At 74.2% G+C, this 8,327-nt stretch carries 6 protein-coding genes and 1 pseudogene; 6 read left to right on the plus strand and 1 reads right to left on the minus strand.

The features are described 5' to 3' along the window. Positions 1 to 60 precede the first annotated feature (60 nt). The 3 genes from HII36_RS32940 to HII36_RS32950 are packed head-to-tail and all read left to right on the plus strand — an operon-like array spanning position 61 to position 3,457. Entirely contained in the window at positions 61 to 627 is a 567-nt protein-coding gene (locus HII36_RS32940) for an ATP-binding cassette domain-containing protein (RefSeq protein ID WP_328807994.1), read from the plus strand. Further along, positions 627 to 2,891 (plus strand): YhgE/Pip domain-containing protein, encoded by a 2,265-nt coding sequence (locus HII36_RS32945; protein ID WP_173527204.1) that lies wholly within the window; start codon positions 627 to 629, stop codon positions 2,889 to 2,891. The genes HII36_RS32940 and HII36_RS32945 overlap by 1 nt, the downstream gene beginning before the upstream one ends. Next, positions 2,888 to 3,457, plus strand: coding sequence for a TetR/AcrR family transcriptional regulator (locus tag HII36_RS32950; protein WP_173527205.1), 570 nt, complete (start codon positions 2,888 to 2,890; stop codon positions 3,455 to 3,457). Before HII36_RS32945 ends, HII36_RS32950 begins: the two co-directional genes overlap by 4 nt. Positions 3,458 to 3,461: 4 nt before the next feature. Here HII36_RS32950 and HII36_RS32955 read toward each other — a convergent pair whose 3' ends face one another. Further along, entirely contained in the window at positions 3,462 to 3,992 is a 531-nt protein-coding gene (locus tag HII36_RS32955) for a cysteine dioxygenase family protein (protein WP_173527206.1), read from the minus strand. Positions 3,993 to 4,102: 110 nt separating this feature from the next. On the opposite strand from HII36_RS32955, the gene HII36_RS32960 reads away from it, so the two are divergent. From HII36_RS32960 to HII36_RS32970, 3 genes and pseudogenes are all read left to right on the plus strand, one after another. Beyond that, a complete protein-coding gene (locus tag HII36_RS32960; protein WP_173527207.1) occupies positions 4,103 to 5,008 on the plus strand; it encodes a LysR family transcriptional regulator in 906 nt (301 codons plus the stop codon). A gap of 30 nt (positions 5,009 to 5,038) precedes the next feature. Then, positions 5,039 to 5,665, plus strand: coding sequence for a LysE family translocator (locus tag HII36_RS32965; protein WP_173527208.1), 627 nt, complete (start codon positions 5,039 to 5,041; stop codon positions 5,663 to 5,665). A gap of 82 nt (positions 5,666 to 5,747) precedes the next feature. Further along, a pseudogene (locus HII36_RS32970) lies at positions 5,748 to 8,327 on the plus strand (hypothetical protein); the annotation flags it as partial.

Below are 8,327 nucleotides of genomic sequence, written 5' to 3' on the forward strand. Positions count from 1 at the left end.
GGCGGCGCTCCGGCATGCGCTATCTTTTGTACTGACTGGTCAGTTCAAAGGATGAGGTTCGTGGAGATCGTCGCTGAGGGGTTGTCGGTGGCGGGGGTGTATCCCGCCGTGTCGCTGGAAGCCGAGGCGGGGGCGTTCACCGTCGTCGCCGGCCCGGCGGGCAGCGGCCGGACGAGCCTGCTGCTCACGCTGGCCGGCCGGATGAAGCCGACGCACGGCGGCCTGCGCGTCGCCGGGCACACCAGGCGCCGGGCCATCCGCCGCGTCGCCGCGCTGGCGCTGGTCGACGGGGTGACCGACCTCGACAGGTCGCTGACCGTGCGCGAACACCTGCGCGAACGCCGCCGCAGGCCCGCCGCGGCCTACGGGGCGGCGCTGGAGCGGGCCGGCCTGACCGTGGACGAGCGCGCGTTCGTCCGCGACCTGGACCGCGAGCAACGCGTCCGGCTCGGCGTCGCGCTGGCCCTGCTCGACGAGCCGCGCGCGATCCTGGCCGACAACGTGGACGCCGGTCTCCCGGCCGCCGCGTGCCAGTCGCTGTGGAACCTGCTGCGCGACCTGGACCACACCGTGATCGCCTCCTGCGTCCAGCCGCCCGCCCGCTACGACCACCTGGTGGAACTGTGATGAGAAGCATGCTGCGCTCCCGCCTGACGCGGGCCGCGCTGGCGGCCGTGGTGGTGCTCCCGCTGCTGTACGCCGGCCTGTACCTGTGGTCGTTCTGGGACCCGCAGGGCAACCTGGACCGGGTGCCCGTCGCTCTGGTGATGGCCGACCGGCCGGCCACGGTGTCGGGCAAGACGCTGCACGCGGGCCAGGACCTGGCCGACGAGCTGCGCGAACGCGACGTGTTCGACTGGCACGAAGCCACCGCGCGCGAGGCGGCCGACGGCGTCAGGGACGGCAGCTACTACCTGGCGCTGACCGTGCCCGCGGACTTCAGCGCCCGCCTGGCCTCGCCGTCCGACGACGCGGTCACGCCCACCCCGGCCCAGCTCGGCCTGCGCGTCGACACCGGGCGCAGCTACATCATCGGCAGCATCTCGGACGCCGTCTTCAACGAGGTACGCGCGGCCGCCGAGCGCACCGCCATCCGCGACTACTTCGACAAGGTCTTCGTCTCCATCGGCGACATCCACGACAAGACCACCGAGGCCGCCGACGGCGCGGGCAAGCTGCGCGACGGCACCGTCAAGGCGGGCGACGGTGTCTCGCGGCTCAACACCGGCCTGGGCACCGCCGAGTCCGGCGCCCGTCAGCTCACCGTGGGCCTGAACAGCGCGAACACCGCCACGGGCAAGCTGCACAACGGCTCGCGGCAGGTCACCGACGGCGTCGGCCAGGCCAGGAAAGCGATCGGCACGCTGCGCGACGGGCTCGGACGGCTGCGTACCGAGGGCACCTCGGCGCTCAGGGACGGCGCCCGCCAGGCCGCCGACCAGGTGCACGCCCAGACCAGGACGGTCAACCAGCTCGCGGACAAGTACGTCCCGGTGCTGAACGAGTGGGGGCCCAAGGTCGGCGACGCGGCCGACGCGCTGGCCGTGGCCGCCGATCGCGTCGCGGACACCGCCGGCCAGGGCGCGGACGACGGCCGCGCGGGCCGGGTGATCGACAGCGCCCAGGAGGCGGCCGGGCAGGCCCAGGCGGCGCTCGACCGGCTGGGACCGGACGCCGACCCCCAGGTCCGCGAGGCGTTGCGGGCGGCGGCCGCCGCCGCGCGGCGCACCGCGGACCAGGCGGGCGGGCTGCGGGACCGGGTCCGCGGGGGCGGCTCGGACCTGCCCGCCCAGGCGCGGGAACTGGCCAGGTCGGCCCGCCGGGTGGCCGCGGTCGCGCCGGAGATCGGCTCACGGGTCGACCGGATCAGGGACCAGGTCAACCAGCTGGACGCGGGCCTGGCCACGCTGGCCCAGGGCGCGGCCACCGTGGACAAGAGCCTCGCCCGGGCCGGTGGCGGCGCGGGCAAGCTGTATCAGGCGGCGGCCAAGCTGCACGACGGTTCCGAGCAGGTCACCAACGGCCTGGGCAAGCTCGGCGGCGGGCTGGTCAAGCTGGGCGACGGCGCGACCAGGCTGCACACCGGCGTGGACCGGCTGCACGACGGCGCGGCCCAGGCGGACAAGGGCCTGGCCAAGCTGGCCAAGGGCGCCGAGGACCTGGCCGGCGGCCTGGACGAGGGCGCCGACCGCATCCCCGACTACGACCGGGCCGAACGCGACGCGCGCTCGGAGGTGATGAGCGACCCGGTGCGGCTGGCCAAGAGCGTGGACAACGAGGTGCCGAACTACGGCACCGGGTTCGCGCCGTTCTTCCTGCCGCTGGCGTTGTGGGTGGGCGCGATGATCGCGTACATGGTGCTGAAGCCGCTCAACCAGCGCCGACTGGCGGGCACCACGGGCGCGTTGCGGATCGCGTTGTCCGGCTGGCTGCCCGCGCTGGCGCTGGGCGCGGCGCAGGTGGGCGTGCTGGTGGCGGTGCTGAGGTTCGCGCTCGGGCTGCAGGCCGCGCACTGGGCCGGGGTGGCCGGGCTGCTGCTGCTCACGGCGGCGGCGTTCATGGCGGTGGTGCAGGCGGTCAACGCGCTGCTCGGCCCGCCCGGCCGGGTGGTGGCGCTGGCGCTGCTGATGTTGCAGCTCACCTCGGCCGCGGGCACGTACCCGATCGAGACGTCGCCGGGCTTCTTCCAGACGATCTCGCCGTGGCTGCCGATGAGCTGGGTGGTCTCCGCGTTGCGCAGGCTGATCAGTGGCGGCGAGCTGACCGTGGTGTGGCAGGCTTGCGGGGTGTTGTCCGCCTTCCTCGTGCTCGGGCTGGCGCTGACCGTTCTCGCGGTGCAGCGCGGCCGTACCTGGTCCATGAAGCGCCTGCATCCGGAACTGTCGCTGTGAGCAGGCTGGAGACGCGGCTGAAGGTGTTCGGCGCGGCCGTGGAGCTGATCGCCGAGCAGGGCTACTCGGCCACCACGGTCGAGGCGATCGCCGAGCGGGCCGGCGTGGCCAAGGGCACCGTGTTCTACAACTTCGGCAGCAAGGAGGGCCTGTTCGCGGCCCTGCTCGAACACTCGATCGCGAAGCTGGCCGACGCCCTGGCCGAGTCCGCCGGTCAGGGCGGGAGCGGCCTGGAGTCGCTCGACGCGGTGGTGCTCGGCCAGCTCAGGTTCTTCGCCGAGCACGGGCCGTTCGCCCGGGTGCTGCTCGCCGAGATGTGGCGGACGGCCTGGCAGGACGCGGTGGCCCAGCTTCGGGCCAAGGCGCTGGGCGTCTACGCGGACGTGCTGCGCCGGGCCGCGGCGAACGGCGAGATCCGGGCCGACCTCGACGTGGAGACCGCGGCCACGGCCGTGTTCGGCATGGTGCTGACGGTCTCCATCGAGCGCCGCGCGATCTACCCGGAGCGCCCGCTGGAGGAGACGCACGCGACGCTGGTCGAACTGCTGCACGGCCGCGTCAGGTGATCCGTCAGCCGGTGCGTACGGGCAGGTCGTAGACGCGGCGGACGCTGCTGCCCAGCACGCTCACGTCCGCGCCGTACACGTGCAGGGAGACGCCCACCTCGGTGCTGGTGTTGCGGACCTTGTGGATGTCGCCGGGCGGCGCGAATCCGCTGACGTCGCCAGGGTGGTTGGCCGCCCGCCCGATCTCCAGCAGGTGGTCGCCCAGGTCCCGGTACAGGGTCTCGTGCTCGATGCCGCTGAGGATGCCGAACGTGCACCACGACACGTGATCGTGGATCACGGTCTCCTGGCCCGGCCGCCACACGACCGCCACGATGGAGAACTCGTCCTGGGCGTGCAGCAGGTGGGAGGCGTACCTCTCGGGTGAGCCCGCCCGCTCCTCCTCGGTGAGCAGGTCGAGTCCGGGGAGCCGGGCGCGCAGCAGGTCGGCGACGGCGAAGGCGGTGTCGCGCGGGGCGAGCCCGCGAGCCACGATGCCGGAGATCCCGGATACGAGCGCGTCCAGACCCGGCCTGACGGCGGTGACCATATTCATGGTGTCCCCCTAGGGAATGCGGATATTCCGTCTTCCCCCTCTACGGTGCTACGTTCCGACTGATAGGTCCAACAGAAGTCTTCTGGCCCATTCATAGATACGGTTGATGAATGCTCGACATCGTCCGGCTTCGCGTGCTCGTCGCGGTGGCGCGCAAGGGATCGCTGACCGCCGCCGCCAGGGAACTGCACTACTCCCAGCCCTCGGTCAGCCACCACCTGGCCAGGCTGGAGGCCGAGACCGGCGCCAAGCTCATCCAGCGGGCCGGGCGCGGCATCCGCCTGACCGAGGCGGGCCGGCTGCTGGCCGACCGCGCCGCCGAGATCATCACCAGGCTCGACGCCACCGCCGAGGAACTGGCCGCGCACGTGGGGCTCAAGTCGGGCCGGGTGCGGCTGGCCGCGTTCCCTTCCGCGCTGGGCACGTTCATCCCCAAGGCCGCCAAGCACCTGGCCGTCGACCACCCCGGGCTGCGGCTGCACCTGACCGAGACCGAGCCGCCCGAGGCGCTGCGGCTGCTGCGCGGCGGACGCGTGGACGTCGCGGTGATCTTCCGCTACGACGACACCGCGCCCGAGGACGCCGGCATCCACATGGTCCACCTCTTCGACGACCCGAGCTACCTGATCGGGCACACCCCGCCGGGCTCGGTGGCCGAGCACGCGCGATCGAGCTGGATCGCCGGGTGCGACCGCTGCCGCAGCCACCTGCTCGACGTCTGCGACAAGGCCGGGTTCGCCCCGCGCATCTCGTTCACCAGCGACGACATCGTCGCCGTGCAGGCGCTGGTCGCGGCCGGGATGGGGCTGACCATGCTGCCCGGGCTCGCGCTGGAGGCGCACCGCAACCCGGACATCGAGATCGCCGAGGTGCCCGGCTCCACCCGGCACGTGTACGCCGCCGTCTACGGCGAACCGCCGCACCCACCGGCCACCGACGCCCTGCTGGCCGCCCTGCGCGCCGGCCTGTCCGCGCGGCGGGAGAAGCCGCCGGCGGCCTCTTCGCGCGGCCGGTAAAGCCGTTGACGCCGTCCCTACCATGAGGACATGCCGGATCTCGCGACCATCGCCCTGTTCTGCGCCGCCACGCTCGGCATCCTCCTGATCCCCGGCCCCGCGGTCCTGTTCATCGTGGCCCGCAGCGTCGCCCAAGGCAGGACGGCCGGCCTGGTGTCCGTGCTCGGCATCCACGTCGGCTCCCTCGTGCACATCGGCGCCGCCGCCCTGGGCGTCAGCGCCCTGCTCGCCGCCTCGGCCACGGCGTTCACCGTGGTCAAGTACGTCGGCGTGGCGTACCTGGTGTGGCTCGGCGTACGCAAGCTGATGACCCGCGGCCAGGCCGACGAGCCCGTGGAGCTGACCGTGCAGTCGAAACGGCGGCTGTTCTGGGAGGGATTCGTGGTCAACGTGTTCAACCCGAAGACCGCGATCTTCTTCCTGGCGTTCCTGCCGCCGTTCATCGATCTCAAGGCGGGCCCGCCGGCCCCGCAGATCCTGCTGCTCGGCCTGATCTGGCTGGTGCTCGGGCTGGCGTCCGACGGCACGTTCGCGCTGCTCGCCGCCACGCTGGCCGGCCGCGTACGCAAGTCGCTGCGGGCCCGCCGCCGCCTCGACGTCGGCAGCGGCGTGATCTATCTCGGTCTGGCGGCCTGGCTCGCGGGTGAGAAGGCCTGACAAGCCGGGAAATTTCCGAGCCGGAATGCGATAGTTCCAGAGGGGAAGGTCGGCGCGGCACAACTCTCATAGGCGGGACCCCATGCACAGGCCACCGCACGGGTTCGAGCGGGCCGTCGAGGTCTACTCGGGTCACGACGACGTCGTAGGCGTGACCGGGTCCGGTTATGTCGTCGGCCCCGACCTGGTGTTGACGTCGGAGCTGGTGGCCGGGCCCGACGCGCCCTGCCAGGTGCGCCCGCCCTGGTCGCCCGCGTGGTCGCCGGCCGAGCCGGTCTGGCGCGGCATGGGCGCGGTGCTGCTGCGGGTGGCGTTCGCGCCGTGGCGGACGGCGCCGGGGGTCGAGCACGTCCGCTGGGGCCGGGTGGCCGGTGACCGGCTGCGCTGCGTGGCCAGAGGGTTCGCCAAGTCGCCGCAACGGGCCGGGTTCCGCGACGTCGAGACGCTGACCGGGCTGGTCGACGCGGCCACCGGCGCGGTGGCGAAGTCGCTGGCCGTCGACGTGCTCAGCCCCGAGCCCGTCTCGATGCCGACCTCGCTCTGGCTGGGCATGTCCGGGTCGGCGCTGCTCGCCGAGCCGTCCGGGCAGGTGCTCGGCGTGATCGCGGCCAGCAGGGCCGGGTACGCCGACCGCCGTCTCGACGCGCTGCCGATCGCCGCCCTGCTGGCCGACGAGCGGTTCCGGGCGCTGGTGGGCGTGCAGCCCGGCCAGGTCGAGCCGGTGGCGGAGAGCGACCGCGCGGTGCTGCTGCCCGCCCTGCTCCGGCCCGCGCGCACCGAGCCGCCCGCGGAACGTCCTGACTGGACGCTGCTCGTGCCCCGCCACGCCGCGGTGCCGTTCCTCGGCCGGGCCGGGCAGCTGGCCGAGCTGCGTGCCTGGGCCGTCGAGCCCGACCCGTTCTCGATCGCCGTGCTCGCCGGCCAGCCCGGCATCGGCAAGACCCGCCTGGCCGCCGAACTCTGCGAGGAACTGCGCGAAACGGGCTGGGACACCGGGTTCCTGCCGCTGGACGCGCTCGGCGCGCCGCTGTCCGAGCCGCACGCCCGGCTGGACGCGCTGCGCCCCACCCTGCTGGTCGCCGAGCGGCCCGAGCCGTCGCCCGCGCTGGTGGGCGAGCTGGTGCGGCGGCTGGCCAGGCACGAGCGCAACCCGCGGGTACGCCTGCTGCTGGTGGCCCGCGGCGAAGGCGACTGGTGGCGGCGGCTCGACACCGCGTCCGGCGGCTGGCTGCGCCGGCTCACCTCCACCTCCGTCCAGCTCAACAGCCATCCGCTGACGTTGCAGGAGCGGCGCGAGCACGCGCTGGCCGCGATGACGGCGTTCGCGCCGAGCCGCGCCGCGCTGCCGGAGCCGCCCACCCTGGACGACCCCGAGTACGGCCTGCCGCTGCGCGTGCACCTGGCCGCACTGCTCCGGCTGCGCGGCGACGAGCTGGGCCCCGACCCGATCAGCCGGTTCCTGGCCCGCGAGCAGGAGCAGTGGGCCCGCGTCTGGCCGGCCTTCCAGGAACGGCTCGACGAGGTGACGGCCAGGCAGGCGGTCGCGCTGCGCACGCTCACCGCCCCGAGCCCGGTCGAGCTGCGCGGGCTGCTGACCGCCGTGCCCGGGTTGCGCGACGCCGCCAGGCTCGGCCGCCGCATGGCCGTGGCCGACTGGCTGGGGCGTGTCTTCCCCGGCGACGGCCTGGCGCCCGATCTCGTGGCCGCGCGGCTGCTGGACGAGACCGAGGACCTGGCCGCGCTGGTCCTGGCCGTGCACGACCATCCGGGCCGGACGACCGCGCACCTGGTGAACCTGATCGACATGCTGCTCCGCGCGGGGAGCCCGGCGGCGCTGCGTACGCTGGTGACCAGCCGGATCGACCGGCTGGTCGAGGAGGCGGCCGCGGCCCCGGCGACTCGGCTCGGCGACCTGATCGCGGCGGCGGTGGCGGCCTTCCCCGAGTCGGTGTCCGCGCTGCCGTCCGCTTACCCGGCCGATGGACGGCTCGGGCTGCGGACCCTGGAGGTGCTGCTCGGCGAGCTGGCCGTGGCCAGGCTGCGGGCCGGTGGGCGGCGGCTGCCGCTGGCCGGGGCATTGTCCGGGCTGTCCACCCGGTTGGCGGCCGTCGGACGGGTGGGCGAGGCCGTGGTGGTCGCGGCCGAGTCGGTGGACATCTTCGCCGCCGCGCCACCGTACGAGGAGGCGGCGGCGCACGCGGAGGCGCTGTTCAACCTGGCCGCGTGCCTGCTGCGGGCGGGCGAGGCGGACGCCGCGATCAAACCGGCCACGGAGGCGGCGGCCAGGTTCCGCATCCTGGCCGAGGACGATCCGCGGCACGCCGGCCGGGCCGGGCAGGCGCACTACAACCTGGCCTGCGCGCTGGTCGAGACCGGGCGGCTGGCCGAGGCGGCGCAGGCGTTCCGGGCGGCGGGCGGCGATTCGCGGTTCGCCACCGGCCTGACCGGCGTCCTGTCCGCCGCGCCGAAACCGCCACCGGACCCATCCCCCGGCCCCCTGCCCCGACCGCTCTCCGGGCCGCTCTCCGGACCGCTCTCCGTATCGCCGACCGGGCCGCTCTCCAGTCCGCTGTCCGTCCCACCGGCCGGGCCGCCCGAGCCTGCCGGTGTCACGCTCCAGGCCGCGCCGGTGGTGCTGCCGGCCGAGGACACGCGCGCGACC

This window comes from Nonomuraea antri (assembly GCF_013283785.1).
Lineage (GTDB): Bacteria > Actinomycetota > Actinomycetes > Streptosporangiales > Streptosporangiaceae > Nonomuraea > Nonomuraea antri.